At 69.8% G+C, this 26,320-nt stretch carries 24 protein-coding genes; 14 read left to right on the top strand and 10 right to left on the bottom strand.

What is annotated here, in order from left to right:
- The first annotated feature begins 335 nt into the window (after positions 1 to 335).
- A complete protein-coding gene (locus AMYBE_RS0140555; RefSeq protein WP_020665138.1) occupies positions 336 to 1,016 on the top strand; it encodes a papain-like cysteine protease family protein in 681 nt (226 codons plus the stop codon).
- Between the two features lie 8 nt (positions 1,017 to 1,024).
- On the top strand, positions 1,025 to 1,819 hold the full coding sequence (locus AMYBE_RS0140550) for a hypothetical protein (RefSeq protein ID WP_027928546.1): 795 nt from the start codon (positions 1,025 to 1,027) through the stop codon (positions 1,817 to 1,819).
- Here the strand turns inward: AMYBE_RS0140550 and AMYBE_RS0140545 are convergent.
- The 3 genes from AMYBE_RS0140545 to AMYBE_RS0140535 form a co-directional block, all read right to left on the bottom strand.
- Positions 1,816 to 2,751: a helix-turn-helix domain-containing protein gene (locus tag AMYBE_RS0140545; RefSeq protein WP_020665137.1), complete on the bottom strand. Its 936-nt coding sequence runs from the start codon at positions 2,749 to 2,751 to the stop codon at positions 1,816 to 1,818. The genes AMYBE_RS0140550 and AMYBE_RS0140545 overlap by 4 nt on opposite strands.
- A 215-nt stretch (positions 2,752 to 2,966) precedes the next feature.
- Complete coding sequence (locus AMYBE_RS0140540) at positions 2,967 to 3,629, bottom strand: response regulator transcription factor (protein ID WP_020665136.1); 663 nt, start codon at positions 3,627 to 3,629, stop codon at positions 2,967 to 2,969.
- Positions 3,630 to 3,671: 42 nt separating this feature from the next.
- Positions 3,672 to 4,877 (bottom strand): sensor histidine kinase, encoded by a 1,206-nt coding sequence (locus AMYBE_RS0140535; RefSeq protein WP_020665135.1) that lies wholly within the window; start codon positions 4,875 to 4,877, stop codon positions 3,672 to 3,674.
- Between the two features lie 148 nt (positions 4,878 to 5,025).
- Here AMYBE_RS0140535 and AMYBE_RS0140530 point away from each other — a divergent pair, with 148 nt between their 5' ends.
- Genes AMYBE_RS0140530 through AMYBE_RS0140515 form a run of 4 tightly spaced genes read left to right on the top strand, consistent with a single transcriptional unit; the run spans position 5,026 to position 8,547 of the window.
- Complete coding sequence (locus tag AMYBE_RS0140530) at positions 5,026 to 5,559, top strand: hypothetical protein (RefSeq protein ID WP_020665134.1); 534 nt, start codon at positions 5,026 to 5,028, stop codon at positions 5,557 to 5,559.
- Positions 5,556 to 6,620, top strand: coding sequence for a peptidoglycan-binding domain-containing protein (locus tag AMYBE_RS0140525; RefSeq protein WP_020665133.1), 1,065 nt, complete (start codon positions 5,556 to 5,558; stop codon positions 6,618 to 6,620). Before AMYBE_RS0140530 ends, AMYBE_RS0140525 begins: the two co-directional genes overlap by 4 nt.
- A complete protein-coding gene (locus tag AMYBE_RS0140520) occupies positions 6,617 to 7,321 on the top strand; it encodes an ABC transporter ATP-binding protein (protein WP_027928542.1) in 705 nt (234 codons plus the stop codon). Before AMYBE_RS0140525 ends, AMYBE_RS0140520 begins: the two co-directional genes overlap by 4 nt.
- A complete protein-coding gene (locus AMYBE_RS0140515; protein WP_027928541.1) occupies positions 7,318 to 8,547 on the top strand; it encodes an ABC transporter permease in 1,230 nt (409 codons plus the stop codon). The genes AMYBE_RS0140520 and AMYBE_RS0140515 overlap by 4 nt, the downstream gene beginning before the upstream one ends.
- Positions 8,548 to 8,648: 101 nt before the next feature.
- Here the strand turns inward: AMYBE_RS0140515 and AMYBE_RS0140510 are convergent, their stop codons facing one another.
- A complete protein-coding gene (locus AMYBE_RS0140510) occupies positions 8,649 to 10,124 on the bottom strand; it encodes a flavin-containing monooxygenase (protein WP_020665130.1) in 1,476 nt (491 codons plus the stop codon).
- A gap of 92 nt (positions 10,125 to 10,216) precedes the next feature.
- On the opposite strand from AMYBE_RS0140510, the gene AMYBE_RS0140505 reads away from it, so the two are divergent.
- From AMYBE_RS0140505 to AMYBE_RS0140490, 4 genes are all read left to right on the top strand, one after another.
- Entirely contained in the window at positions 10,217 to 10,852 is a 636-nt protein-coding gene (locus AMYBE_RS0140505; RefSeq protein WP_020665129.1) for a TetR/AcrR family transcriptional regulator, read from the top strand.
- 544 nt (positions 10,853 to 11,396) lie between these two features.
- Positions 11,397 to 12,560 (top strand): tryptophan synthase subunit beta, encoded by a 1,164-nt coding sequence (gene trpB / locus AMYBE_RS0140500; protein WP_020665128.1) that lies wholly within the window; start codon positions 11,397 to 11,399, stop codon positions 12,558 to 12,560.
- Complete coding sequence (gene trpA, locus AMYBE_RS0140495) at positions 12,557 to 13,273, top strand: tryptophan synthase subunit alpha (RefSeq protein ID WP_020665127.1); 717 nt, start codon at positions 12,557 to 12,559, stop codon at positions 13,271 to 13,273. The genes trpB and trpA overlap by 4 nt, the downstream gene beginning before the upstream one ends.
- Positions 13,274 to 13,314: 41 nt before the next feature.
- A complete protein-coding gene (locus AMYBE_RS0140490; RefSeq protein ID WP_020665126.1) occupies positions 13,315 to 14,049 on the top strand; it encodes a GntR family transcriptional regulator in 735 nt (244 codons plus the stop codon).
- On the opposite strand, the gene AMYBE_RS0140485 is transcribed toward AMYBE_RS0140490, so the two are convergent.
- Positions 14,023 to 15,561, bottom strand: coding sequence for a PucR family transcriptional regulator (locus AMYBE_RS0140485; protein WP_020665125.1), 1,539 nt, complete (start codon positions 15,559 to 15,561; stop codon positions 14,023 to 14,025). The two genes, AMYBE_RS0140490 and AMYBE_RS0140485, sit on opposite strands and share 27 nt — an antisense overlap.
- 122 nt (positions 15,562 to 15,683) lie before the next feature.
- Between AMYBE_RS0140485 and AMYBE_RS0140480 the strand changes: the two genes are divergently transcribed.
- Positions 15,684 to 17,186, top strand: a complete 1,503-nt coding sequence (locus AMYBE_RS0140480; protein WP_020665124.1) for a CoA-acylating methylmalonate-semialdehyde dehydrogenase — start codon at positions 15,684 to 15,686, stop codon at positions 17,184 to 17,186.
- Positions 17,187 to 17,198: 12 nt separating this feature from the next.
- The gene (locus tag AMYBE_RS0140475) at positions 17,199 to 18,554 is read left to right on the top strand and encodes an aspartate aminotransferase family protein (protein WP_020665123.1); all 1,356 of its coding nucleotides are present in this window, start codon (positions 17,199 to 17,201) and stop codon (positions 18,552 to 18,554) included.
- A gap of 200 nt (positions 18,555 to 18,754) precedes the next feature.
- On the opposite strand, the gene AMYBE_RS0140470 is transcribed toward AMYBE_RS0140475, so the two are convergent.
- Entirely contained in the window at positions 18,755 to 19,615 is an 861-nt protein-coding gene (locus tag AMYBE_RS0140470) for an alpha/beta fold hydrolase (protein ID WP_020665122.1), read from the bottom strand.
- Positions 19,616 to 19,642: 27 nt separating this feature from the next.
- On the opposite strand from AMYBE_RS0140470, the gene AMYBE_RS0140465 reads away from it, so the two are divergent.
- The gene (locus AMYBE_RS0140465) at positions 19,643 to 20,329 is read left to right on the top strand and encodes a TetR/AcrR family transcriptional regulator (protein ID WP_245573341.1); all 687 of its coding nucleotides are present in this window, start codon (positions 19,643 to 19,645) and stop codon (positions 20,327 to 20,329) included.
- Here the strand turns inward: AMYBE_RS0140465 and AMYBE_RS45960 are convergent.
- Entirely contained in the window at positions 20,310 to 20,801 is a 492-nt protein-coding gene (locus AMYBE_RS45960) for a DUF6670 family protein (protein ID WP_342663929.1), read from the bottom strand. The two genes, AMYBE_RS0140465 and AMYBE_RS45960, sit on opposite strands and share 20 nt — an antisense overlap.
- Positions 20,693 to 21,025, bottom strand: coding sequence for a DUF6670 family protein (locus AMYBE_RS46990; RefSeq protein ID WP_425386977.1), 333 nt, complete (start codon positions 21,023 to 21,025; stop codon positions 20,693 to 20,695). Before AMYBE_RS46990 ends, AMYBE_RS45960 begins: the two co-directional genes overlap by 109 nt.
- Positions 21,026 to 21,550: 525 nt before the next feature.
- On the opposite strand from AMYBE_RS46990, the gene AMYBE_RS0140455 reads away from it, so the two are divergent.
- On the top strand, positions 21,551 to 23,101 hold the full coding sequence (locus tag AMYBE_RS0140455; RefSeq protein WP_020665119.1) for an FAD-binding oxidoreductase: 1,551 nt from the start codon (positions 21,551 to 21,553) through the stop codon (positions 23,099 to 23,101).
- A 6-nt stretch (positions 23,102 to 23,107) separates the two neighbouring features.
- On the opposite strand, the gene AMYBE_RS0140450 is transcribed toward AMYBE_RS0140455, so the two are convergent.
- Both AMYBE_RS0140450 and AMYBE_RS0140445 read right to left on the bottom strand, forming a co-directional pair.
- Positions 23,108 to 24,526 carry a phytoene desaturase family protein gene (locus AMYBE_RS0140450; protein ID WP_020665118.1) on the bottom strand — a complete coding sequence of 473 codons (1,419 nt, stop codon included), beginning with the start codon at positions 24,524 to 24,526 and terminating at the stop codon, positions 23,108 to 23,110.
- Positions 24,523 to 26,319, bottom strand: a complete 1,797-nt coding sequence (locus AMYBE_RS0140445; RefSeq protein WP_020665117.1) for a DUF3556 domain-containing protein — start codon at positions 26,317 to 26,319, stop codon at positions 24,523 to 24,525. Before AMYBE_RS0140445 ends, AMYBE_RS0140450 begins: the two co-directional genes overlap by 4 nt.
- Position 26,320 lies beyond the last annotated feature (1 nt).

Below are 26,320 nucleotides of genomic sequence, written 5' to 3'. Positions count from 1 at the left end.
ACGGCAGCCGGATGTCCGCGAGTTGTCGGTACGCGTCGTGACGGCGGTCGCATCACCTCGCGAGACGCGCAGGGCTTGCCCGCCGACCGCGATGCCGGTCGGATCGCTGCGCTGGATCCCGTCCTCGCGTGCTTCATGCCCTGTGAACGCTCTGTGAATATTGCGAACCCCGGCGCCGGCCCTGCACCGGAGCCAGCCCTTCTCCCCGGGAATCCCTTGTGAACGCTCACAGCGCGCGTTTGCGCCGTTGCTCACCGCCGCGCGGGCGGCCCACAGTGAGGCGCGTCCGGGGCTCCCCGGCGCGCTCCCTTCCCCGTCTGGCACAAGGAGATTCGATGGATTACCGACCCAGCCGGCGCACCGTCCGGATCACGGTCGCGACCGGGGCAGCCGCGCTCGCCGTGGCGTTGTTGCCGGGCGCTGCGTTCGCGCAGTCGAACGGCGACGCGAACCGGCCGAACGGCCTGGCGATGTCCGCGACTCATACGCAGGTCCGCGAGATCCGGCCGCTCGGGAACCGCGCGGCTCGCGCGCTGCCCGCGTCCAAGCAGCTCGACTACAGCCAGCAGGTGCAGCAGAACGACGAGTGGTGCTGGGCCGCGGACGGCTCCAGCATCGAGCAGTCCCAGGGCGGCAGCGCTTCGCAGGAAGACTTCTGCGCGGCGGGCAAGGGCACCGCGTCCGGTTCTTGCCCGAACGAGGCCGCCCAGATCTCCGAAATCGTCCAGGGCTTCCAGGGCACCGGATTCTCCGCGCAGGACGCGAACGGCCCGATCAGCTACGCGTCGATCCAGAACCAGGTCGACTCCGGGATCCTCAACCTGACCGGCATCTACTGGACGTCCGGCGGCGGGCACGCCGAAGTCATCTACGGCTACGACAGCTCGAACAACTCGATCATGGTCGGCGACCCGTGGCCGACCTACCAGCGCTACCAGACCTGGGACTACGACCAGTACCAGAGCAATTCCCAGTTCCGCTGGAACGACACCGTCGTCAACATCCGGAAGGGCTGACCGCGGCCATGAGCCAGACCTGCCGGAAGTTCGCCGCCGGCGCGGTGGCGGCTGTCGTCGCGTTCCTGTCCGCCGGACCCGCCGAGGCCGCCGGGGCCTCCTGGGTGGCGACGCCCTCGCCCCAGGACATCGCGGCCGCGGTGCGCGCCGCGGGCACGGACCGCGCGCTCAGCTTCGCCAAGTCGAACTTCCGGCAGGTCGACCATTCCGATCCCGGCCGCATCACGGTGGCCGGCAACGGAATCCCGGTCTACACGCTCAACGCCGACTTCGTCACCGGCAAGCCGGACGCGCCGGCCGGGGTGCTCCGCTCGATCGCGGTGACGGCCACCTCGGCGAGCGGGGCGAAAGCCACCCTGCGCGCCGCCCCGAAGCAGGCCGCACCGGGCGGTTGGGTGGTCGGGAACGTGTTGTCCGGCAACGACGAGGAGGCGCTCAGCGCACGGCTGCGGCCGGGTTCGGTGCTGCTGAACGAACCCCAGATCAACGGCTGGTACGACCTCAGCCCGGCCGGGGTGGTGCTGCTGCAGGCCAGTCTGCCGCAGACATCGGTCGGCCAGTTCGTGCCGCTCGCCGACTACCAGCGGCAGGTGCACGACCGGTACGCGGACAAATTGCCCGGCTCGAAGTACCAGCGAGGCGGTGGGATCGGGTTCACCCAGAACGTCCAGCGACCGAAAGGCGGGTCCGCCGGACCGGTGCCGATCGGGCTGGTCGTGCTGGGGGCCGCGTTGCTCCTGGGCGTGGGGTTTGTGGTGCGCCACCGGGTGAAGGAGCGGGCGGAGACGGAGAAGCCGTGCTAATCCCAGATCAGGTCCACCCCCGCGATCCCCACGCCCAGCTCCTCGAAGTACGCGCTCACCGTGCTGCCCGGCGCGCAGAACAACGGCTCGCTGACCAGCGGGTCCAGGTCCTCCCTCGGCCGGATCGTGCGCAGGCACCGGGCGGGCAGCGCGCCCGGATCGAAGTGCAGTCGCAGCAGGTAGGCCGACATCCGCGACCGCACGATCCGGTGGAAGCTCTGCGGCCGGACCGACGACGCTGGGTGCAGCGTGAACCCGAATGTGTGCGTCTCCCCTTCGGCCAGGCCCCGGTCGAAGAGCAGCTCGAACACCATGCCCGCGGACCGCGGGCTCCGCCGCACCCGGCCGGCCCGGCAGCCGTCGACCGCGACGATCGCCGTGCCGGTCACGTCGCTGCCTTCCTCGTCCTGGTGGGTCACCAGGAAGCTGTCCGGGCCCGACCGGCGAGCGCGGACGACCATCGTCGAGGAGATCTTCACCGTCCGGCTGTCCTGGCCGAGGGTCACCTCGTCGACGACGGTGGCGACGTCCAGGTCCGCGTTCTCCTGCCCGCTGGGGGATCCGCTGAGTTCTTCGCGCAGTGCGCACGTCTCGGCCCAGCTCTGCTGCAGTTCCGCCAGCGACGGCCGCCGCTCGGAGTCGGTCGAGCGGTGCGGGCCGATCAGCACCACCAGGCTGTCAGCCGGCAGGCCCAGCACCGCCTCCAACGCGCGCACGACTTCCAGCGAGCGCGGCGCCGACGGGCTGCGCAGGCCCCGCTGCCAGTAGCTCAGCGTGGACTCGGCGACCGACACCCCGTGCGCGGCGAGGTGCGCGCGCAGCCGGGAAAGGGACAGCCCGCGCCGGTACACGGCCTCGGAAAGGGCCCGGTGGAACGACCCGGACCGGACGGTTCCGGTCGGCCACCGGACCGCCATGCTCTGCTGCTGCATTGGCTTCCCCTGCTCTTGCCGAATAGCTGTTCAGCATGAGCAGTTCGTGACCGGCCAACAACCGTCCATAGTCGAGAATCGGACATTTAGTCCATTTGGCGGATCGGCCGCTGAATGTCCGTGAAGGGTCCCTTGGGGGAATCTGAGTCCAGCAAGGAGCCCTTCGCGGAACGCCGGGGCTGGAGCGGGCCAGGGCGCGGCCGGCCGGGACGGGCTCAGGGAGAGGTCAGGCGGTACCCGGCACCGGCGACCGTCTCGATCACCGGGGGCGCGCCCAGCTTCCGGCGCAGCGTCATCACCGTCACCCGGACCGTGTTGGTGAACGGGTCGGCGTGCTCGTCCCACGCCTTCTCCAGCAGCTGTTCGGCGCTGACCACCGTCCCGTCCGCCCGCATCAGCACTTCCAGCACGGCGAACTCCTTGGGCGACAACGGCAGGAACCGCCCGTCCCGGGACGCCTGGTGCCGGGGCAGATCCAGCACCAGCCCGCCCGCCGAGAGCACCGGCGGCAGTGCCGGGCGCGCCCGGCGGGCCAGTGCGTGCACCCGGGCGACCAGTTCGGCGAAGACGAACGGCTTGGTCAGGTAGTCGTCGGCGCCGAGATTCAGCCCTTCGATGCGGTCGGTCACGTCCGCCGCCGACGTCAGCATCAGGACCCGGGTTTCTCCGCCGGCGTCGACGACCGCCGCGCACACCTCGTCGCCGTGCGCGGTCGGCAGGTCCCGGTCCAGGACGACGACGTCATAGGAATGCACGAAGACGCGTTCCAGTGCTTCGCCGCCGTCGTAGCACACGTCCACCGCGATCGAATAGCGACGGAGCCCTTCGGCGATCGAATCCGCCAGCAGCGGCTCGTCCTCTACCACCAGTACCCGCATTCGATCATCATGCCTGTCCGGGCGATAAAGGCCAGATAAGGATCAAGCGGGCAGGCAGACCTCGACGGTCAGCCCGCCGTTCGGATTCGCGCGCGCGGTCGCGTCGCCGTCGTGTGCCCGGGCGACCGAACGCACGATCGACAGGCCCAGTCCGGAATGTTCGCCGGCTCCGGTGCGGTCGGGCTTGCCGCGCCGGAACGGTTCGAAGAACCCCGCGACCTCCGCACTGTCCACATTGGGCCCGGAGTTGCGCACGGTCAGCGCGGGCGTCGCGCCGATCACCACCGACACCCAGCCGGCCGCCACGTTGTAGCTGATCGCGTTGCTGACCAGGTTCAGCACCAGCCGTTCGAGCAGCACGGCGTCGCCGATCACGGTCCGCGCGCGCAGCCGGGTCTCCACCGTCACCCCTGCCTCCGCCGCCTGCTCAGCGGTGAGTTTGACGACCGAACGGACCACTTTGTCCAGTCGAATCGGACTGCGCGCGCTCAGCCCGCGATCGCTGCGGGCGAGCACTAGCAGTCCCTCGATCAGCCGCTCGCTGCGCTCGTTCGTCTGCAGCAGATGTTCGCCGAGCTTGGCCAGCACCGGCCCGGCGTCGGGGTTTTCCAGCGCGACCTCGATCAGCGTGCGCTGCACCGCGAGCGGCGTGCGCAGCTCGTGCGAAGCGTTGGCGACGAACCGTTTCTGACTTTCGAACGAGCCGGCCAGCCGATCCAGCATTCCGTCGAAGGTGTCGGCGAGTTCCTTGAGTTCGTCGCGCGGGCCGTCCAGGTTGATCCGCTGGTCGAGCTTCCCGGCTTCGAGTCGGCGCGCGGTCGAGGTGATCGTGTGCAGCGGGCGCAATGCGCGCCCGGCCATGAACCAGCCGAACAGCACCGCCAGCCCGGCGGTGACGACCAGCGCGATCACCGACGCGAGAAGCAAGGTGGACATTGTCGAGCTGCGATAGTCCGTGAGCACCTCGGTGGCGGCCTGGGCCACCTGCCCGTCTCCCTGGACCGGCACTATCGTCGCGGTCGCTTCGCCGGGGACCGGTTCGGCCGGGAAAGCCGTCCCGAGGCGCACCGCGCGCACGCCTTCCAGATACTGCGCCGGGGCCGGCAGCACATTGCTGACCACGATGTAGGTGACTGTCACCAGTACCAGGCCGGCCAGCAGGAAAAGCCCCCCGTACAGCGCGGTCAGCCGAGTCCGAACGGACAGCCGGAGCGACCGTCGGCCCGCCGCGGCGCTTTTCTCGGACAAGCCGGCCTCCCTCGTTTCCCGTTGCGGACAGTGTGGCCGGCCCGGGGATAAGGAGAGGATAAACAAGATCGCTTAACGCGCCTGTATCGCTGCCTCGGTACTTCTTGAACACCGGCGGGAACCACCCGCTCGAGCTAAGGAGAATCCGATGCGGAAAACACGTCTGGCGGTGGTGGCCGCCGGGCTCGCGCTCGCCCTGCTCACCGGGTGTTCGTCCGGCGGCTCCGGCGATTCCGCGTCGCAGGTGGCCTCCCTCTCCAGCCCGAAGGCGAGCCCGCAGGCCGGTTCCGGGGACGGGAAGGCCAATGCCGCCTCCGACCAGGACGCTATGCGGGCCTATGCCAAATGCATGCGCGAGCACGGCGTCGACATGCCGGACCCGGTCGACGGCGCTCCGCAGTCCATCACTCTCAACGCCGGCGACCCCGGGCAGAACACGGCGCTCGACGCGTGCCGCAAGCTGCTGCCCAACGGCGGTGCGCCCAAGAAGATGACCGCGGAACAACTGGACGCCGCTCGCAAGGACGCGAAATGCATGCGCGACCACGGCATCGACATGCCGGATCCGGACCCGGACCCGAACGGCCAGATGCAGCAGCGCGGCATCAAGATCGGACCGGACGAGGACAAGTTCGAAACGGCGCTGAAAGCCTGCGGAATGGGAATGGCGACGGGCAAATGACCGGCAAAACCAACCGCGCGCGCTGGTTCCTCGCCGCCGGGGCGACCGTCGTGGTGCTCGGCACGAGTTCGGCGGTCGTGCTGACGCACGTCGCTTCCGGCGGCGAGACCACCGCTGCGGCGAAACCCGTCGCGACCGCGGAAATAGCCAATTCCGACCTGAAGGAAGAGGAGAACGCGACCGGAAAGCTCGGCTACGGCAAGGAATCGGTGCTGGCCGGCAAGAAGAGCGGGACGATCACGTCGCTGCCCGCGCAAGGCGCCGTCCTCAGCCGCGGCAAGAGCGCGTACACAGTGGACGCCAAGCCGGTCCCGTTGTTCTACGGCACGCTGCCGTTCTACCGCCCGCTGAACAAAGACGCGGACAAGGGCCCGGACGTCAAGCAACTCGAAGAGAACCTGCGGGCGTTGGGTTACGGCGGTTTCGGCACGCCGGACGAGAAGTTCACCGCGGCCACCGAGACCGCGCTCAAGCGGTGGCAGAAGTCGCTCGGCGTGGACCAGACTGGCGCCTTCGACCCGGCCGACGTGGTGCTGGCTCCGGGCGAGATCCGGGTATCGGCGGTGACCGGGCAGCTCGGCGCGCCGGGCGCGGGCGAGTTGTTCAAGTACACCGGCACCGCGCGGATCGTCACCGCCGAGCTGGACGCGGCGAAGCAAAGCGTCGCGCAGAAGGACGCGAAGGTGTCCGTCTCGCTGAACGGGACCACGCTCACCGGCACGGTGACCGACGTCGGCACCACCGCGGCCGCCGACAAGGAAGGCCAAGGCGACGGAAAGGCCAAGGTCGCCGTGCAGATCAAGATGGACGACCCGGCCGCCGCCGGCGACGTGATCGACGTGCCGGTATCCGTCCAGTTCACCAAAGCGGTGCACAAGGACGTGCTGGTGGTGCCGGTCGGCGCGCTGGTCACGCTCGCCGAAGGCGGGTACGCGGTCGAGGTCGACGACCAGGGCAAGCGGCGCCTCGTCGGCGTCGAGACCGGGCTGTTCAGCGGCGGCATGGTGGAGATCAAGGCGGCCGGGCTGCGCGCCGGCCAGCGGGTGGTGACCACCTCATGATCCCAGTGCTGGCCGCGTATGGGGTGTCGCGCACCTATGGCGGGAACGTGCCCGCGCTGCGGAACGTCTCGCTGTCGCTGTCAGACGGGGAGATGGTGGCGATCGTCGGGCCGTCCGGGTCCGGCAAGTCCACGCTGCTGCAGCTGATGGGCACGCTGGACCGGCCCACCGAGGGCCGGGTGGAGATCCGCGGGCACGACGTCGCGCAGCTGTCCGACCGGAAGCTTTCGGCCCTGCGCTCGCGGTGGATCGGGTTCGTGTTCCAGCAGTTCTTCCTCAACGACGGCGAGACCGCGGTGGACAACGTGTGCACCGGCCTGCTCTACAGCGGGGTGCCGAAGCGGAAGCGGCGCGCGAAGGCGCTGGAGGCGCTGGACCGGGTCGGCCTCGGCCATCGGCACGAGCACCTGCCCGGCGAGATGTCCGGCGGCGAGCGGCAGCGGGTCGCGATCGCCCGAGCCGTCGTGAACGCGCCGCCGATCCTGCTCGCCGACGAACCGACCGGAAACCTGGACACCGGCAACGGCGCGGCGGTGCTCGCGCTGCTGGCCGAACTGAACGCCGGCGGCACGACCATCGTGATCATCACGCACGACCGGGAAATCGCGGCCGGGCTGCCGCGGCGGATCGAGATCCTGGACGGCGCGCTGCGCCTGGACACCGGCGCGGCGGCGATGGCCGGGACGGGGGTGACGCGATGAGCGCGCCCGCCCCCGCGGCCTCCGTCCCGACGCCCCCGCCGAACCCGAATCGGCTCGGTCCGCGCGACCTGCTTTCCCTTGGCGCGCACGGGATGCGTACCCGGCCGATGCGGGCGATGCTGTCCGCGCTCGGCATCGCGATCGGCGTCGCCGCGATGGTCGCGGTGCTGGCCATCCCGGCGTCGGCGGACCAGGCGCTGCAGGACAAGCTCGCCGCGATGGGCACCAACCTGCTGCGCGCCGAGGCCGGGCAGACCTTCTCCGGCAACTCCGCGAAGCTGCCGGACTCGGCGGTCCCGATGGTGCGCCGCATCGCGCCGGTCGAGGGTGCGGTGGAGGTCGGCAAGGTCAGCGCGAAGGTGTACCGCAACGACCGGCTGGAGAAGAGCGAAAACGCCGGCGTCTCGGTGTTCGCCGCCCGCCCGGACCTGCTGCCGGTGCTCGGCGGGACCGTCCGCACCGGGACCTTCCTCAACCCGGCGAACCAGAAGTTCCCGGCCGTCGTTCTCGGTTCGGAAGCGGCCACCCGGCTGGGCATCGACCGGATCGACCCGGCGCGTCCGCCGCAGGTGCTGATCGGCTCGGTCTGGTTCAGCGTGGTCGGCATCCTCAACCCGATGCCGCTCGCGCCGGAGGTAGAGCGGTCGGTGCTGATCGGCTGGGACACCGCGAAGAAAGTCTTCGGCTTCGACGGCCACCCCAGCACCGTGTACTTGCGCGCGAAGGAAGCGCAGGTCGGCGCGGTGCGCTCGGTACTGGCCGCGACGATCAACCCGGCCGCGCCGAACGAAGTCACCGTCGACCGGCCGTCCGACGCGCTCGCCGCGCAGCAGCTGACCAAGAACACTTACGGCGCGCTCTTCCTCGGTCTCGGCGGGGTGGCGCTGCTGGTCGGCGGCGTCGGCGTGGCGAACACGATGGTGATCTCGGTGCTGGAACGCCGGCGCGAGATCGGCTTGCGGCGGGCGCTCGGCGCGACCAGAGGCCAGGTCCGGGGGCAGTTCCTCGCCGAATCGGTGCTGCTGTCCGGGCTGGGCGGCCTGGCCGGGGTGGTGCTCGGCGTCGGCGCGACCGCCGGGTACGCGCTGAGCCAGGGATGGCCCGCGGTGCTGCCGCCGGTCGCATTGGCCGGCGGGGTCGCGGTGTCCGCCGCGGTCGGCGCGATCGCCGGGGCGTATCCCGCGATGCGGGCGGCTCGTTTGCCACCAACTCAGGCACTGGCCTGAGCCGCGCCGGCCGGTCCGGCGGCGACCCTCGTCCCGCCGGACCGGCTTTTCGACGCCGAGGACCGGCTCCGTCTGCGGGCGGAGCCGGTGGAGAGGCGGAATCAGGCGAACGCGTAGTCGTCGACGGGGAACCGCACCGCCTCGCGATGGGCGTTGATCGTCGAGGTCGGGCGCAGCAGGGTCGCCTCGCCGTGCTGGTTGAAGTAGTAGCTGTTGGCGGTGGCGCAGTGGCCCAGCGCGAACACCGATCCGCCGACCTTGTGCTTCATCCGGTCCAGGAACTCGTCGTTCGCGCGCTGGGTCACCTCGAAGGTGTCCGACCCGCGGGCGCGCATCGCGGTGAACAGCCGGTCGAGGTGCTTCATCTGGCATTCGATCGTGGTGAAGTACGACAGGCCGCTGTAGGAATACGGGCTGTTGAGCGAAACCAGGTTCGGGAAGCCGGGCACGGTGACGCCCTCATAGGCCTGGAACCGGTTGTCCCGCCACCATTTCCCGAGATCTTTGCCGTCCCGGCCGATGATCTCGATCGCCGGGAAGTTCGTGTCCCACAGGTTGAAGCCGGTGGCGAGCACGAGCACGTCGACCTCGGTGCGTTTCCCGTCCGCGGTGACGATGCCGGTCTCGTCGATCCGCTCGATGCTGGTGGTTTCCAGGTGGACGTGCGGACGGGTGAAGGTCGGGAAGTAGTCGTTGGAGAACGTCGGGCGCTTGCAGCCGAACGAATAGTCCGGCGTCAGTTTGCGGCGCAATGCGGGGTCGCGGACCTGGCGGTACAGATGCGCGCGGCACCAGCGTTCGGCGATTCGGTTGGCACCGCGGAACTGCCGGTACTGCACGACACCGGAGATCATCATCAGCTCCAGAACCGAACTGCCCGCCAGCCGCACCGCGCGCTGCACCAGCGGCAGCCTCGCGAACGCCTGCTGCAGCGGCTTCGGCACGGCGTAATCCGGCTTCGGGCTGACCCAGATCGGCGTGCGCTGGTAGACCGTCAGCTCCGCGGCGACCTTCGCGATCTCCGGAATCAGCTGAACCGCGGTCGCGCCGGTGCCGATCACCGCGGCACGTTTGCCGGCGAGGTCGTAGCTGTCGTCCCACGCGGTGGTGTGGATGACCTTGCCGGCGAAGGTGCCGATGCCCTCGATGTCCGGCATCTTCGGCTGCGACAAGAATCCGGTGGCGGTGAGCAGGTACTTCGCGGTGACCGTCTCGCCGCCCTTGATGCTGACCCGCCAGGCCGCGCCGTCCCAGGTCGCGCCGGTGACCACGGTGCCGAACCGCATCGAGCGGCGCAGGCCGTACTTGTCGGCGACGTGTTCGGCGTACTTCTTCAGCTCCGCGCCCGGCGCGAACAGCCGTGACCAGTACGGATTCGGTTCGAACGAGTACGAGTAGGTGGACGACGGGATGTCGACCGCCAGCCCCGGGTACCGGTTCACGTGCCAGGTCCCGCCGAGATCGTCCTCCCGCTCGAGGATCAGCAGGTCACGGTAGCCGAGCCGGCGCAGCTGGATGGCCGCCCCCATGCCGCCGAACCCCGCGCCGACGATGACCGCGTCGTACTGCGCACCCATGTCCGACCTCTCGTCCGTCTTCCTCGCGGAACTACTTGTCAGTAGCGGAACGGTATGTCACTTCCCGGCGATTTGGCAATACACTGCCCTGCGTGACGACCGAGTCCCGCCCGAGCCGGGCCGAGCGCCGAAAGCAGGAACTGCGCCGCGAGATCATCGACGCGGCGTTCGACTGCTTCGCCGACCTCGGCTACCACGCCACCGGCATCTCCGACATCGCCGTGCGCCTCGGCATCGGGCACGGCACCTTCTACCGCTACTTCGAGAACAAGCGCGACATCGTCGACCACGTCATCGACGACCTGGTCGCGCGCATCGTCACCGCGCTCACCGCGGAGAACGCGCCGGACGCGGTGTCCACTTTGGAGGGATACCGGGACCAGACCGCCCGGATCGGCGACGCGCTGGCGCAGATCTTCGGCGAGGACCCGCGCGTGCCGCGCCTGCTCTTGTTCGAGGCGGCCGGGATCGACAAGGCGATGGCCGCGCGAGTGCTGGACTTCTTCGAGCTGGCCAAGGAGCTGACCGCGGCATACCTGTCGCACGGCGTGGAACTCGGATACCTGCGCGCGGATCTCGACGTCGAGAACAGCGCGCGGGCGATCAACGGGATGATCCTCGCGTCGGCGATTTCCTCGCTGCGCAACCCGGATCCGGTGCGGCAACGCCAGTTGAGCGAAGCGGTGCGGCGGATGATGTACGACGGGATCGCCAACCGATCCGCTTAGCGACGGCCATGCCCATCACGGACTCCGGCGGGTTCCGGCGGACTCTGGCGGGTTCCGTGAAGGGCCCCTTCACGGAATCTAGTTCCCTCAAGGAGCCCCGCACGGACCCCGCACCCCAAGGGACCGCTCCCGAACTCGGCGGGTTCCATGAAAGGCCCCTTCACAGACTCCAATTCCCCCAAGGAGCCCCGCACGGACCCCGTACCCCAAGGGACCGCTCCCGAACTCGGCGGGTTCCATGAAAGGCCCCTTCACAGACTCCAATTCCCCCAAGGAGCCCTTCACAGACTCCAATTCCCTCAAGGAGCCCCGCACAGACCCCAGCACACCCGCGAAGGACCACTCGCGGACCCCAGCACACCCGTGAAGCGCCCCCTCACGGACCCCAATCCCTCCAGGAGCCCTGTCACGGACATCTCCCGCACTGTGACAACCGCACAGGGACACAGCCTCGAACCACGCCGACAGCGCTCCCCGCACTTGCCATCGACCTCAAAGAGTTCTATAACAGTGGGGACAGTTATAGAACTCTAAGGAGCTCCCGATGACCATGCGCACTCCGGCCCGGAAAGGACGTTTCGGGGAGTACGGCGGGCGCTGGGTACCGGAATCCCTGGTCCCGGCCTGCCTCGACGTCGCTGAGGCGTTCGAGGACGCCTGGGCCGACCCCGGCTTCCGCGAGCAGTTCGCGGCGATGCTCATCCGGCACGTCGGGCGGCCCACGCCGAGCACGCCGGCCGAGCGGCTGTCGGCGGAGCTGGGCGTACACGTCACGCTCAAGCGCGAAGACCTCACGCACACCGGATCGCACAAGATCAACAACGCGATCGGCCAGGCGTTGCTGGCCCGGCGGATGGGCAAGCGACGCCTGATCGCCGAGACCGGCGCGGGCATGCACGGCGTCGCGACCGCCACCGCGGGCGCGCTGTTCGACCTGCCAGTCACCGTGTTCATGGGCGAACAGGACGTGGCACGCCAGGCGCACAACGTGTTCCGGATGCGTTATCTCGGCGCTGAGATCGTCCCGGTGCGCAGCGGCAGCCGCACGCTCAAGGACGCGACCAGCGAGGCGATGCGGCATTGGGTCAGCACGACCGAAGAAGCGCACTACTGCCTCGGTTCGGTCGTCGGGCCGCATCCCTATCCCTGGCTGGTCCGGGAGTTCCAGCGGGTGATCGGCGACGAAGCCCGTGCGCAATACGCCGGGACGCCGGATTACGTCGTCGCTTGTGTCGGCGGCGGCTCCAACGCGGCGGGCACCTTCGCCGGGTTCGCCGACACCAGCGCGCGGCTGGTCGGCGTGGAAGCGATCGGCGGTTCCGGCGCGACACACGGCCAGGTCGGCGTGCTGCACGGGGCAAAGTCGTTGTTCCTGCAGGACGAGCACGGCCAGATCCGGGAGGCGCATTCGATCGCGGCCGGGCTGGACTATCCCGGCGTCGGGCCGGAACACGCGCACCTGCGGGATCTCGGCCGCGCGCGGTACGTCGCGGTCGGCGACGACGCGGCGGTCGCCGCGGCGGCGCAGCTGGCCCGTACCGAGGGCATCATTCCGGCGCTGGAGTCGGCGCACGCGCTGGCCTGGGTCGCGGAAGCGGCTGGCACACCGGACCTGCCGACCGGCTCCAAAGTGCTGGTCACTTTGTCCGGGCGCGGCGACAAGGACATCGCCACGCTGATCGCTCGCGCGGAGGAGAACGCCGCATGAACAACCGCAAGATCCTGATGCCGTATGTCACCGGCGGTGTCACTCCACAATGGACTGATCATCTGGCGGCGATGGCGGCGGCCGGCGCGGACTGGATCGAGGTCGGCATTCCGTTCTCGGATCCGACGCTGGACGGCGTGACCATCCAGGAAGCGTCCACCGCGGCCCTCGCCAACGGGGCCACTCCACGAAGCGTCCTGGACGGACTCAAAGCGGCGACGGTTCCGGTAGTAGTCAGCACGTACGCGAACTTGGCACTCCGCGAGGGGTTCTGCGCGCAGCTGAAGGAAGCCGGCGCCACTGGCCTGATCGTGCCGGACCTTCCGCTGGACGAAGCGCCCGCACTCGAAGAGGAAGTCGCGGACGCGGGGATTGAGCTGGCACTGCTGGTCTCCCCCGCCACTCCACCGGATCGAGCCCGCGAAATCGCCGCCCGCAGCCGGGGCTTCGTCTACGCCGTCTCGTCGATGAGCACCACCGGCGAGCGGGACCATCTGCCGCAGTCGGCACTCGACCTGGCGGACCGGATCGAGGCCGACTGTCCGGTGCTGATCGGCTTCGGCATCTCCCGGCCGGAACACGCCGCCGCGGCGGCCCGGGTCGCGGATGGCGTGATCGTCGGCGCGGCGATCATGCGGCGGGTGCTGGACGGGGAGGCGCCGGCGCAGGTCGGCGAGTACGTCGAGACGCTGCGGGCCGCGCTCGACGCCTAGTAGGATCCGCTGGTCAGGAACCTGGACCGGAATGGACGCGGATGGCCCGATACCGAGCGATCGCGGCGGATCTCGCCGCGAAGATCCGGGCCGGGGAGTACGCGCCCGGCGAGGCGCTGCCGCCGCAGCGGGAGCTCAGCGCGTCCTACGGCGTCACTCTCATGACGCTCCGCCAGGCCCTGCGCGAACTCAGCGACGAAGCCCTGATCGTGCAACAACCCGGCCGAGGCACCTTTGTGGCGCCGAGTCCAGCCTCGTATCAGCTGGGCTCCTTGCGCAGCTTCACCGAGGACCTACGCGATCAGGGTTACGTCGTGCGCACCGAGGTCCTCGGCCAGGCGGTCCGCCGGCTGCCCGCGCGCGTCGCGGCGCAACTGCAGGCCCGGGCCGCCGATTCCGGCCTGCGTCTGGAGCGGGTCCGGGAGTTCGGCGGTCGCCGGGCGATCCACCAGGTGTCCTGGATCGCGCCGCCGCACGGGGAAAAGTTGCGGGACACCGATTTCACCGAGGTCTCGCTGTATGCCGCGCTGGCCGAACTGGACGTCACGGTGGACCGGGCGACGGAGAGCATCCGGCCGGACGTCCTGGACGACAAGCTCGCCCGTCTGCTGGACGAACCGGCCGGCACGCCGGTGCTGGTCAGCGAACGCACCACGAGCACCCCGGACGGCACGATCGTCGTCACCGACCGCGCGACCATCCTCGGCAGCATGATGCACATCAGCACCGAACGGGCCGCCGACCGGCTTTCACTGCGGTGGGGTGCCGGGAGCTGACCGGTGCGCCAGCACGGCCAGGTGCAGCGACAGCCGGGTGTCCGGATCGGACAGATCGACGCCGAGCAAGCGTTCGATCGTCGCCAGCCGCGAGTACGCCGCCGGACGGCTCAGGTTCAGCGCTTTCGCGAACGCGGTCATCGAGTAACCGGAGTCCACAAAGGTCCGCAGGGTCGCGAACATCCTGCTGCTCCGCGGTTCCGGCAGGGTCAGCAACGGCCGCAGCTGGGTTTCGGTGAACTCGTGCAGCCGCGGATGGTCTCGCAGCCACCACAACAACCCGCGCACGCCCAAGTCGCCCGCCCGCCGTAGTGCGGGCAGACCCGGCGAGACGACGTCCGCGACATGCACTGCCTCCTGCAACGCCGCGGGCAGCTCGCCGAGCCGCCGCACCGGGCCAGCCGCGCCGAAGGCCGCTGCCAGACCCGTCGGGACACCGGCGACGACCCGCTCCAGCAACGCTTTCTCGGCGGCCGCCGACGAACACGGGAGCACCGCCGCCACGCGACCTGCGGCCAGCACACCGCCGATTCCGTCGCTGGTCACCATCGCGTCCAGGAACACGCGCTCCTGCCCAGCGTGCGCCGGACGGCACACCAGCACCGCGTAGTACTGCGCGGAAGCCAGCCCCAGCGCGCGAGCCCGAGCCCGCACCGAACCCTCGTCCGCGCCGTGCAGTACCTCCCGCAGCAGATCGCTCTGCGCCTCGATTTCCACCGACAGCGGCGAACGTTCCAGCAGTTTCCCGACGGTCAACGCCTCGGCCGCGCGCTCCAGCACCATCCACGCCGCGGGCTGCTCGGCCGAGCGCACCGGCACGCACAACCGTCCCCACCGTTCGCGCGGCGGCCCGACCGGCGTGCACATCCAGCCTTCCGGTCCGCCGACTTCCGTCCCGGCGGAGAACGGGACCCGACGCGAGCGAGCGGTCCAGTCGCGCAGCAGCGTCTCCGCGGACCCGGCGAAGGCGAGCGCGCGATGCGTCCGGTCTTCCAGCACGACCGGCAGCCCCATCAGTTTCGCGGCATGCGCGACGACCGCGTCCGGTGCCCGCACCGCCGCGCCGACCGTGCTGAACGCTTCGTGCGCGCGCTCGGCCAGCCGCAACCGCTCGTAGTGCGCGTTGACGATCCGGGCGTGCACGATCTCGGTGACCTCGATGAACCGGACCGTGCTGCGCAGCTCCACCAGCGGGAACCGGGCCGCTCGGGCCGCCTGGACCAGCGCGTCCGGCAGCCGGCGCAGGTGCTGTCCCGGCTCCACGACCAGCCCGATCGCGCCGGCGTCGCGCAGCGAGCGCACGTAGGCGACCGCGTCGAAGCCCGGTTCGGTCAGCGCGAGCCCGATGGAAAGAACCAGAACACCGCTGGTCAGCGTGCCGGCGACGTCGCTCAGCTCGCTCACGTGCACCGAACGGACCAGCACGTCGACCGCGTCCGCCGCCGACCGCACGACCGGTGCCCCGGCTGCCATCACCGGCAGCTCGAGCACGTCGCGCAGGGTCAGGTCCACAGCGTCGAGGATAACCCGACGAACTGTAAAGCTATTGACAGCAGACTCGCCGTTCCGTCGGTTACCCGCGACCGCGCGGGAAGGCACCCTCAGGAGGCAAACCCAGGCAGAGAGGGAGCCCGATGAGCGATTCCGTGCCGACGCTGTCCCAGTGGATCGGTGGCAGCGAGGCCGCAGGCGCCCCGGACGGCTACGCCGACGTCACGAACCCGGCGACCGGCAAGGTCACCGCGCGCGTGCCGCTCGGCTCGGCCGCGGACGCCAACGCCGCGATCGCCGCTGCGAAGGCCGCGTTCCGCACGTGGCGCAGGACGTCGCTGGCGAAGCGGAGCCGCGTGCTGTTCCGGTTCCGCGAACTGCTCGACGCACGGACGCCCGAACTGGCGGAGATCATCACCTCCGAGCACGGCAAGGTGCTCTCCGACGCCGCCGCCGAGGTCGCGCGCGGCCTGGAGGTCGTCGAATTCGCCTGCGGCATCCCGCAACTGCTCAAGGGCGCGGCGACGGCGAACGCCTCGACCGACGTCGACGTCACCTCGCTGCGCGAACCGCTCGGCCCAGTCGCGATCATCTCGCCGTTCAACTTTCCCGCCATGGTCCCGATGTGGTTCTTCCCGCTCGCCATCGCGGCGGGGAACACGGTGGTGCTGAAGCCGTCGGAGAAAGTGCCGACCGCGGCGAACTGGCTGGCCGAACTGTGGCGCGAAGCCGGTCTGCCGGAAGGCGTGTTCAACGTCTTGCACGGCAACAAGACCGCGGTCGACGCACTGCTGCACAGCCCGGACATCGAGGCGGTTTCGTTCGTCGGCTCGACCCCGATCGCGCAGTACGTCTACGAAACCGGCACCGCGCACGGCAAGCGCGTGCAGGCCCTCGGCGGCGCGAAGAACCACCTGGTGGTGTTGCCCGACGCAGACCTCGACCTGGTCGCCGACCAGGCCGTCAGCGCGGGTTTCGGTTCCGCGGGCGAACGCTGCATGGCGGTCTCCGTAGTGGTCGCGGTCGGCGACGTCGCCGACGCGCTGGTCCCCCGGATCGCCGATCGCGCGAAGACGCTCGTGACCGGCGACGGCACCCGCGCCTGCGACATGGGACCGCTGGTCACCGCCGCCGCGAAGGACCGTGTGTCCGGCTACATCGCGGCTGGCGCGGAGGCCGGCGCCACGCTGGTTCTCGACGGGCGCGAAGGCGAGTTCGACGCGGACGGCGACGGCTTCTTCGTCGGCCCCACAGTGTTCGACCACGTCCGCCCGGACATGTCGATCTACACCGACGAGATCTTCGGCCCGGTGCTTTCGGTGGTGCGGGTGGAAACCGTCGCCGAGGCGATCGAGCTGATCAACGCCGGTCCGTACGGCAACGGCGCGGCGATCTTCACCAACGACGGCGGCGCGGCCCGCCGGTTCTCCGCCGAAGTCGAGGCGGGCATGGTCGGCGTAAACGTGCCGGTACCGGTCCCGGTGGCCCACCACTCGTTCGGCGGCCGAAAGAACTCGCTGTTCGGCGACACCCACGCGCACGGCGGCGAGGGCGTGCACTTCTTCACCCGCGCCAAGGTCGTCACCACCCGCTGGCCCGGACCGGGCCAGGGCGGGCTCGACCTCGGTTTCCCGCGGAACGACTGAGAGGGATCAGCGATGGACACGCAGTCGGCAGCAGCCCGGCATCTGTGGATGCACTTCTCCCGGATGGGCAACTACCAGGAGAACCCGGTCCCGGTGATCACCCGCGGCGAGGGCGTGCACGTGTGGGACGACCGCGGCCGCCGCATCCTCGACGGTCTTGCCGGGCTGTTCGTGGTGCAGGCCGGACACGGCCGCCAGGAGCTCGTCGAAGTCGCGGCGAAGCAGGCGAGCGAACTCGCGTACTTCCCGATCTGGGGCTACGCCACCAAACCGGCGGCGGAACTGGCCGAGCGGCTCGCCCACCTCGCGCCGGGCGACCTCAACCGGGTCTTTTTCACCACCGGCGGCGGCGAAGCCGTCGAATCGGCGTGGAAGGTCGCGAAGCAGTACTTCAAGCTGGTCGGAAAACCCGCCAAGCACAAGGTGATCAGCCGCGCGGTGGCTTACCACGGCACCCCGCACGGCGCGCTGGCCATCACCGGCCTGCCGGCGATGAAGAAGGACTTCGAACCGCTCGCGCCGGGCGGTTTCCGGGTGCCGAACACGAACCTGTACCGGCATCCCGAGTTCGCCGACGATCTCGAAGCGTTCGGCCGCTGGGCGGCGGACCGGATCGAGGAAGCGATCCTGTTCGAGGGCGCGGACACGGTCGCCGCGGTGGTGCTCGAACCGGTGCAGAACTCCGGCGGCTGCTTCACTCCGCCGCCCGGGTATTTCCAGCGGGTGCGGGAGATCTGCGACCGGCATGACGTGCTGCTGGTCGCCGACGAGGTGATCTGCGCGTTCGGCAGGCACGGCACCACCTTCGCCAGCGAGAAGTTCGGCCTCCAGCCGGACCTGCTGACCTGTGCCAAGGGCCTCAGCTCCGGTTACAGCCCGATCGCCGCGCTGATCGCGTCGGACCGGGTGATGGAGCCGTTCCTCGGCGGAGGAGTCGGCTTCGCGCACGGCTACACCTTCGGCGGGCACCCGGTTTCCGCCGCGGTCGCGCTGGCGAACCTCGACCTGATGGAACGGGAGGGGCTCAACCAGCGCGTGCTGGACCACCAGGACGCGTTCAGGGAGACCCTGAGCAAGCTGCTGGACTTGCCGATCGTCGGCGACATCCGCGGCGACGGATACTTCTGGGCGGTCGAACTGGTCAAGGACAAGGCTTCCCGGGAGACGTTCAACGCCGAGGAGCGGGAACGTCTGGTGCGCGGCTTCCTGCCGGGCGCGCTGTTCGAGCGCGGCCTGTACTGCCGTCCGGACGACCGCGGCGACGTGGTGGTCCAGTTCGCGCCGCCGCTGATCGCCGGGCAGGCCGAGTTCGACGAGATCGAGCAGATCCTGCGCGACACACTGCTGGAGGCGCAGAAGCTGGTCTGACCACTCATCGACGGCCAGCAGGCCGTGAGGGGCTCCTGGAGGGAATCCAACTCCCTCAAGGAGCCCTTCACAGACACCCAAGTCCCACACGAGACCCTCACGGACACCCAAGTCCCACACGAGACCCTCACGAACACTCAAGCACCGCGCGAGGCCCTTCACGGAGACTCAAGCTCCCGCAGACCGACCGCGCGCGTAGGTCAGGCGAGCACCTCGCGCAGCCGAGCCGCGAACTCCTCCGGCTTCCCCGCGTAGCCATGCTCACCGCCGAGAAAACCGCCGTGATGGCTCGGGAATACGGTCGCGTCCTGGCCCAGCGCCGCGGCCAGCGCGCGACCGGTCCGTGCGGTGTAGGTGTTACCGGTTTCCTCCCCGACCGCGATCACCACTCGCGTCGGAGCCGCCTTCAGCGCCTCGATGTCGGGGAGGTAGTCGACGATAGGGCGAGACCGGTCGGACAGCAGCGGGTCGTCGCGCTTGCCGTCGTCGTCGGCGGGCATTCCGAACCGCGCCGGGTCCACCGGCGGCTGCTGGAAGAACTCGTCGGTGAACTCGCCCGGCCAGGACGTCATCACGAGGAAGCCAGCCATGCCGTAGCCCCAGCCTTTGGCCTGGTAGAGCTCGGCCATCCAGTCGCTGGCCCGCGCGGCGGCCTCGGCGTCGGGCAGCACGGACGTGATCGGTGGTTCGTGCGCGACCAGCGTAGCCACATCTCCCAGCCAGGCCGTGACCAGCGCGAGCGCGGTGACCGCTCCGCCGCTGCTCGCGAACAGGTCCACCGGGCCGGTGCCGAGGGCTTCGATCACCGCGTGCACGTCGGCGGCCTGGGTTTCCGGGCGGTTGTCGGTCCGGCCGTCGCTGCGGGTGCTGCGGCCGAGACCGCGCGGGTCGTAGGTGACGACGGTGCGCTCCGGGAACAGCGCGGCCAGCGTCTCGAACCCGCTGGCGTCCATCGGCTGGCCGATCATCAGGAGCGGCCTGAGCCCGTCGGAAAGCGGGTGGTTCCGCACGTCGTAGACGATGTCCGCGCCGTCGGTCGCCAAGTGATGGGTGGTGGTCATGAATCCTCCCCGGATCCAGCGAACACTGTGCGGGCAGCCTACGCCGGGCGGCGCGATCCGCGCCAGGAGTCCATTGTGGACGCCAAGAAGGACCGGGCCCCGGTCAGCTATGCTGTCCCGGTGGCGAATTCGGTAGGCAGCAAAGGGATGCCGCGTCCTGAGCGGGAGCGGTTGATCCTCGACGCGGCGGTGGCGGAGTTCGGCACCCAAGGTTACGCACACGCGTCGGTTGCCTCGATCGCACGCCGGGCGGAAATTTCCAAACCGTTGGTGTACGGCTATTTCGAATCCAAGGACGGGCTGTATCTCGCCTGCCTGCACCGCGGCGCGGCACCGCTCGTGGACGCCGTCACGGCCGCACAAACCGGCACCGGCCTGGCGCGCGCGTTGGACACCCTGGACGCGATCTTCCACACCCTCGAACCGCGGCGGCTGGACTGGGCGGTGTTGTGGGACCCGACCCTTCCGCCGGGCTCGGCGGTCGCCGAGGCGGCTCGGGCGTACCGGCGGAAGCTGTCTCTGCTCGGCGCGGAAGGCACGAAGGAGGCCTTGTCCGCAGCGGGTTCCGGAGATCCGCTGGACGCTTCGTTGCTCGCCCGGATCTGGTACGGCACTGTCAACGCCACCGTCGGATGGTGGCTGGAGCATCCCGGCGAAACCGCCGAAGCCACCACCCGGCGCTGTGCGCGGATCCTCACTTCGCTGCGCGCTTGACCTCGCAGTCGGCCCGCTCGAAATAGCCGGTGCCAGACACTGGACGCTGCCGGAACTTCTCGGAGTAGGTGTACGCGCCGACATAGCCGCGGCCGTGACCGTAGCGACGCGGACTGTCCAAGGTCGTCTCCAGCGAGACGATCTCTTCCGCGCCGTCGCGGACGATCCAGCGGAACCTGTCCGGCACCCGCATCTCCCGCCCCCGCGGATCGACCTCCGGCTCGGCGCGACGGACCACCTCCAACCGCACATCCTGGAACACGACCGCGTCGCCGTCCAAGGTGCGCAGGTACGCGAGCCGGCACGCGGTCGCGCCAGGCGCCCGGACATCGGTGAGCAACAGTTGCGTCCGATCGTCCAGGTTCATGATCTGGTAGGTGAAGAAGTCGACCGGCAGCTTGCACGATGGAGGCAACGGCGTGCGGCGAAGCGATTGCGGGGAAAGGCATCGTGCGTACTCGACCGTGCACAACCCGCCGATCTCCGTCTCGCCGGACTCGTGGCGGTGGCGGTGGCGGTGGCGGTGGCGGTGGCGGTGGCGAGCAGACTCAAGCGGTCGTAGGCCGGGTTGCGCACGAACCAGGAAACCTGAGGGGTCGCGGTGACGAGCAGGTCCGCCGTGAACGCGTCGTAACGCGCGTGCATCTGGTAGGCCGGGTGCGCAGCCTCGATGACGAGGTCAGCGCCACATCCCAGCCGGCCGCCGTCCGGATAAAAGCTGCATTCGGCGGCGGAATCGTAAGCGCGGCAGTGAGGCTGGCCGGGATGATGCTGAACGTGAGCCCCGCCGGACGGTAGTACCCCAATGCCACATTGGGTGCGCAGGATGCACCCAATGTGGCATTGGGGCGTTGGGGTCCGGCAGCGTGCACCGTGACGGGGAGCGCGCCGGACTGACGAGGTAATCGTTGTCGAAGCAGACTGTGCCAGTACTGCCGATGAGGGTCATCGTGTTCAGGTAGCGGTGCGGCTGCGGCAGCTCCGGCACGAAGATGCCGTAATGGGTCCATGCCCACCGCCGCGAGTGCGCGTGCGGGCAAACCAGACCGGGGCGATCGAACGGCTTCGCGGACTCCTTGATCCGCCGATCGACGCGGGGCAGCAGTCCGTTCACCACGAGCGGCGTGGCGGTCAGCCCACTTATTCCGTCTCCGCACCGCACACACTGCATATTACCTTGAAGTAAGTTACCTTGGAGTCAGATCAAGAAGGGAGTCGTCGATGACCCGGTCTTGGTGGGGATGGGGCGACACGGAGGACGCACTCGCCCCGGACGAGTCAGCGGCGCTCGCGGCTCGGGTGGCCGCGTTCCTCCCGGACCATGACTTCACCGACCACGCCCCGCCCGCCCCGGCGTCCCTGCCGGTGCCGAGGCCGAGGCTCGAGCCGCCGGGCGCGCTCGCCCGGCTGTGTTCGACAGACCCGGTCGATCGGCTGTCGCACGCGCGCGGCAAGGCGTTCCGCGATGTCGTGCGGAACCTGTCCGGCCAGGTCGAGGCAGTCCCCGATCTCGTCGTGCGGCCGGAGTCCGAGCAGGACGTCGTCGACGTACTGGACTGGTGCTCCGCCGCCGGAACGCCGGTGATTCCCTACGGCGGCGGCAGTTCGGTGGTCGGCGGCGTGGAGCCCCGGTTCGCCGGGCCGTCGGTTTCGCTCGACCTGGGACGGCTCGGCCAAGTGCTGGAGATCGACCGGACGAGCCGGGCCGCGCGCGTCCAAGCCGGGGTCTACGGGCCCGCACTGGAGGACCAGCTGCGCCCGCACGGCCTGACCCTGCGGCACTATCCTCAGTCCTTCACCCATTCCACCCTGGGCGGCTGGCTGGCCACTCGCGCCGGCGGCCACTTCGCCACCCTCGCCACGCACATCGACGACTTGACCGAAGCGATCCGCGTCGTCACCCCGATCGGCGTCAGCGAGTCGCGCCGACTGCCCGGTTCAGGGGCCGGGCCGTCGCCGGACCGGATGTTCCTCGGTTCGGAGGGCACGCTCGGCGTGATCACCGAAGCGTGGATACGGTTGCAGGAAAGGCCGGTCTGGCAAGCGAAAGCCTCGGTCACTTTCCCGAAGTACGCCGACGCGGTGAACGCGACCCGGGCGATCGCGCAGTCCGGGCTCTACCCGTCGAACTGCCGGCTGCTCGACGCCGCGGAAGCCTTCCTCAACGCTGGCGTCTCCGCGGACGGATTGCTGCTGCTCGCGTTCGAATCCGCCGACCATCCGGTGGACGCTTGGCTCGACCGGGCGGTGGAGCTGACCGCGGATCATGGCGGCACGGTCACTGCCCGGCGCGGCGAGTCCGGCTCCGCTTGGCGGTCGGCGTTCTTGCGGATGCCGTACCAGCGCGACGCGCTCGCCCGGCGGTCGATGGTGGTGGAGACCTTCGAGACGGCCTGCACGTGGGACGCGTTCCCTGGCTTCCACGCGGCGGTGACCGCGGCCGCGACCGCCGCGATCGCCGAAATCTGCGGCGCGGGGGTGGTGACCTGCCGGTTCACCCACGTGTACCCGGACGGACCCGCGCCGTACTACGGGATCTACGCGACCGGCCGCTGGGGCAGCACGCTCGCGCAGTGGGACGAGGTGAAAGCCGCGGTTTCCGAGGCGATCTGGGCGAATGGCGGGACGATCACCCATCACCACGCAGTGGGCCGGGACCACCGTCCGTGGTACGACCGGCAGCGGCCCGACCCGTTCGCCGCCGCACTGTCCGCGGCGAAGGACGCACTGGACCCGGCCGGCGTGCTGAACCCGGGGGTGCTGATCCGGTAGCGCCGGTCACCGCCGCAGGAACCGCAGCGCCCGTTCCGCGGCGTTGCTGCCGCACATGCCGTGCGCGCCCGGACCGGGCGGGGTCGCGGCCGAGCACACGAAATGGCCCGGCAGGCCCACGTCGTAAGGCTGCAGCGTCGCACGCGGGCCGAAAACCAGCTGACGGATGTCCTTCGCGCCGGTGAGGATGTTCCCGCCGACGAAGTTCGCGTTCCCCGCCGCGAACTCGCCCGGCGACGTCGACACCGAACCGATCACCCGCTCGCGGAAACCCGGCGCGAACCGTTCGATCTGCGCCACGATCAACTCGGTCGCTTCGCCGGTGTACCCGTGCGGGACATGCGCGTACGCCCACACCGGGTGCACATTCCCGGCCGACCGCGACGGATCCGCCAGATACTGCTGTCCGACCAGCACGAACGGCCGCTCCGGCAGCCGGCCCTCGTGCACGTCCCGTTCCCCGGCGGCGACCTCGGCCGCCGACCCTCCCACGTGGACAGTCCCGGCCGCGCGAGCTTCCGGGCTGCGCCAGGGGATCCCTTCCTGCACCGCGAAGTCCACTTTGTACGCACCGGGGCCGTAACGGAACCGGGCGCAGGCCCGCCGGACTCGCGGCGGCAGCCGGTCGCCGAGGGCCGACGCCAGCGTGCGCGGCCCGACGTCCCACAACACCACGTCGGCTCGAGGCAACTGCGTGGCCGAGTCCACCCGCACGCCGGTCTCGATTTTCCCGCCGTAGTCGGCGATCAGCGCGGCGAGGGCGGAGCTGATCGCACTCGACCCGCCTTCGGCCACCGCCCAGCCGTGCCGGTGACCAGCCGTGACGATGCCCAGCCCGATCGCCGACGACAACGGCCGGTCCAGCGGCTGGAAGGCGTGCGCGGCCACGCCGAGCCACAGTGCGCGCGCCTGTTCGGTGCGGAGGTACCGGGCCAGGAGCGTGGCCGGGGCGAGGGTCGGCAGGCCGAACCGGGCCAGCCGCAGCGGGTGTTTCGGCACCCGCAACAGCGGACCGAGGATGTCCTCGCTCAGCACGTCGTACTGCTGCGCCGGCCCGGCGAACAGCCTTGCCCAGCGGTGTTCGTCCGGGCCAAGCCCGGCGGCGGTGGCGGCGACCGAGGTGCGCAGGACGCCGGCGGTGCCGTCGTCGAGCGGGTGCACACAGTCGATCTCGGGCAGCCGCCAGCGCAGGCCGTACCGGTCGAGACCGAGTTCGGTCAGCACCGGCGACCCGACGGCCATCGGATGCGTCGCCGAGCAGTGGTCGTGCCGCAGTCCGGGGACGATCGCCTCGTAGGTGCGAGTGCCGCCGCCGATCTCGTCGGCGGCCTCCAGCACCGTCACGTCGACTCCGGCCCGAGCCAGCACCGCCGCCGCGGCGAGCCCGTTCGGGCCGCTGCCGACCACCACCGCCGTGCCAGTCATGCCGGTACGCTCTTCTCGCTTGGCTGCGGCTGGGCGGCGTTCGCGGTCCAGGTCACGGTCAGCGGAATCGGCCCGTTCGGCAGCCAGGGCTGCTCGCGCACCGCGTCCGAGACCGTCCAGTGCCCCCGCTCGATAACCCCCACCGCCGCGTCAATCACCTGGTAATGCTGCACCTTCGAATGGATCGCCTGCGACTCGACCCACACCACGATCCACTCGCCGGGCGCGAACCCGACCCGCTTCTGCACCGCGTTGACGAAGCTCAGATCGTGCAGGTGCCCGTCGCCGAAGTTGAAGCCGATAATCGAGTTGCAGCCGAACTCGGCCTCCCGCACGGTCCGCGTCTCGAGGTCGGGCAGGTTCTTCGCCAGCACCGAGAACAGCCCGCGGCCCTGACTGTGCATCGACCGCCAGGCAATCGTCTGCTGCATGGTGATCTCGGCGACTTCGGCCGGGTACCCCATCGCCTGCAACTGGTCGACCTGGTTCTTGGTCGGCCGGTGCGGCAGCGTGTTCAGCTTCTCCTCCGCGCCCGGCGCGAACGCCCACAGCGCCGACGCCCAGTTCCCCGCGTACTGCCGCATCGACGGCAGGAATGAGACGAGGTCCGGCCGCAGGTTGCCGAGGATCGGGAAGAACAGCAGCGCGGCCGCGATCACGACGGCCAGCCAGCCCGGCGTCAGGTTTCCGACGCCGTAACCGGCGCTCGCCGGGAAGCCGAGGAACAGGAAGATCGACAGGTAGCCGAACAGGATGTTCCACTCCAGCGGCACGGCCAGCGGGAAGGTCGACGTGATGAACAGGTGGAACACCACCATCAGCGCGACGCCGGCGAGGGTGACCCAGTGGTTGGTCGAGAAGAGCAGCACCAGCGGGGTGATGATTTCCACCGTGGTCCCGCCGACGTGCGCCATGAACGTCGCGAGCTTCGACGGACGGAGGTCCCGCGGGAAATCGCGGTAATGCGCGCGCTTCAGCCACTGGAACGGCATGCACGGGCTGTTCGACACCATCGGCGGCACGACGTTCGTGAAGTGCTTGCCGAACTTCGAAACACCGGCCCCGATCCACACGATGCAAATCAGCAGTTTAGCCGCGATGATCATGTTCACGAACGGCAGGAACGCGAAGAACACCAACGCGGGCAGGTACTGTTCGCCGCGCGCCGCGAGGAAGATCGTCTTGTCCCGCAGGCCGTTCAGCACGTACAGCGCGATCGGCGCGATCAGCAGCGCCGGCCGGACGAGACCCGTGGTGTTGCCGGGCAAGGCCGCCGACAGCGCCGCGTCCGGGACGCCCGGCAGCACGATCGCGGTCAGCACAGTGGCGAGAAAAGCCAGGTAAAGCAGCACGTCGAAACCGGTGCGCCGGTCGCCCGCGGTGAACGGCACCCGCTTCCACGGCCGCAGCCGGATCGTGCCGGGACGAGCCCAGAACAGGATGCCGCCGGTCATCGGCTTGAACTTCCCGGCGATCGGCCCCCACGAACCGGCGAGGCCGAACGCTTCCAGGAACACCGTCCACAGAACCAGTTTTTGGTAGACCACCGGCTGGTTCCACCAGTCGGCGACCTGCCAGAACGGGGCGGCCCCGGACGTCGCGGTGGCGATCGCCGTTCCCGCCAGCACGTACAGGAAGACCAGCTTCAGCACGTAAACGGTCGGGATCATTTTCGGCGAACCGAAACCGAACTGGACCCAGTGCAGCGCGAGCGCCTTGGTCCGTTCGAACAACGGCTTCCGCAGGAACGTTTCCGGAACGACCGGGGGAAAGTCCCCTGTCTTGAACCCCATT

Origin of the sequence: Amycolatopsis benzoatilytica AK 16/65, assembly GCF_000383915.1 — a bacterium.
In the GTDB taxonomy this organism is placed as follows: domain Bacteria; phylum Actinomycetota; class Actinomycetes; order Mycobacteriales; family Pseudonocardiaceae; genus Amycolatopsis; species Amycolatopsis benzoatilytica.
The sequence above is the reverse complement of the archived record's forward strand: the minus strand, read 5'-3'. Positions and strand labels throughout refer to the sequence as shown.

Coding starts and splice junctions, on each gene's coding strand:
- AMYBE_RS0140555 (WP_020665138.1), top strand. CDS start 336: ATGGATTACCGACCCAGCCGGCGCACCGTCCGGATCACGGTCGCGACC.
- AMYBE_RS0140550 (WP_027928546.1), top strand. CDS start 1,025: ATGAGCCAGACCTGCCGGAAGTTCGCCGCCGGCGCGGTGGCGGCTGTC.
- AMYBE_RS0140545 (WP_020665137.1), bottom strand. CDS start 2,751: ATGCAGCAGCAGAGCATGGCGGTCCGGTGGCCGACCGGAACCGTCCGG.
- AMYBE_RS0140540 (WP_020665136.1), bottom strand. CDS start 3,629: ATGCGGGTACTGGTGGTAGAGGACGAGCCGCTGCTGGCGGATTCGATC.
- AMYBE_RS0140530 (WP_020665134.1), top strand. CDS start 5,026: ATGCGGAAAACACGTCTGGCGGTGGTGGCCGCCGGGCTCGCGCTCGCC.
- AMYBE_RS0140525 (WP_020665133.1), top strand. CDS start 5,556: ATGACCGGCAAAACCAACCGCGCGCGCTGGTTCCTCGCCGCCGGGGCG.
- AMYBE_RS0140520 (WP_027928542.1), top strand. CDS start 6,617: ATGATCCCAGTGCTGGCCGCGTATGGGGTGTCGCGCACCTATGGCGGG.
- AMYBE_RS0140515 (WP_027928541.1), top strand. CDS start 7,318: ATGAGCGCGCCCGCCCCCGCGGCCTCCGTCCCGACGCCCCCGCCGAAC.
- AMYBE_RS0140510 (WP_020665130.1), bottom strand. CDS start 10,124: ATGGGTGCGCAGTACGACGCGGTCATCGTCGGCGCGGGGTTCGGCGGC.
- trpB (WP_020665128.1), top strand. CDS start 11,397: ATGACCATGCGCACTCCGGCCCGGAAAGGACGTTTCGGGGAGTACGGC.
- trpA (WP_020665127.1), top strand. CDS start 12,557: ATGAACAACCGCAAGATCCTGATGCCGTATGTCACCGGCGGTGTCACT.
- AMYBE_RS0140490 (WP_020665126.1), top strand. CDS start 13,315: ATGGCCCGATACCGAGCGATCGCGGCGGATCTCGCCGCGAAGATCCGG.
- AMYBE_RS0140480 (WP_020665124.1), top strand. CDS start 15,684: ATGAGCGATTCCGTGCCGACGCTGTCCCAGTGGATCGGTGGCAGCGAG.
- AMYBE_RS0140475 (WP_020665123.1), top strand. CDS start 17,199: ATGGACACGCAGTCGGCAGCAGCCCGGCATCTGTGGATGCACTTCTCC.
- AMYBE_RS0140470 (WP_020665122.1), bottom strand. CDS start 19,615: ATGACCACCACCCATCACTTGGCGACCGACGGCGCGGACATCGTCTAC.
- AMYBE_RS0140455 (WP_020665119.1), top strand. CDS start 21,551: ATGACCCGGTCTTGGTGGGGATGGGGCGACACGGAGGACGCACTCGCC.
- AMYBE_RS0140450 (WP_020665118.1), bottom strand. CDS start 24,526: ATGACTGGCACGGCGGTGGTGGTCGGCAGCGGCCCGAACGGGCTCGCC.
- AMYBE_RS0140445 (WP_020665117.1), bottom strand. CDS start 26,319: ATGGGGTTCAAGACAGGGGACTTTCCCCCGGTCGTTCCGGAAACGTTC.